The following is a 275-nucleotide window of genomic DNA, read 5'->3' on the forward strand; positions in this document are numbered from 1 at the left end:
GCCCTGAGCTAGCAGTGCTCATTTCGTATGTGAAAGGTGATCTCAAAGAGCTGCTAAACGATTCATGTTTCACATCAGATGCTTACGTTGCAAAAGAAGTATTCAATGTATTTCCCTCGCGCTTGAATAAGAAGTTCGGCGAGCAGATTAGCCAGCACCAGTTACACAGTGAGATTGTCGCAACGCAGGTCGCCAATGATATGGTCAACCACATGGGCATTTCTTTTGTTGAGCGGCTTCATACCTCTACGGGCGCGAATGCGACATCAATTGCG

The 275-nt window shown here is 46.9% G+C and carries 1 protein-coding gene; it reads left to right on the forward strand.

Going from position 1 to position 275, the window contains the following annotated elements:
* The coding region (locus tag A3739_RS08640; RefSeq protein ID WP_156502492.1) for an NAD-glutamate dehydrogenase domain-containing protein at nucleotides 1–275 on the forward strand (275 nt) is incomplete at both ends.

The organism is Oleiphilus sp. HI0067, assembly GCF_001635735.1.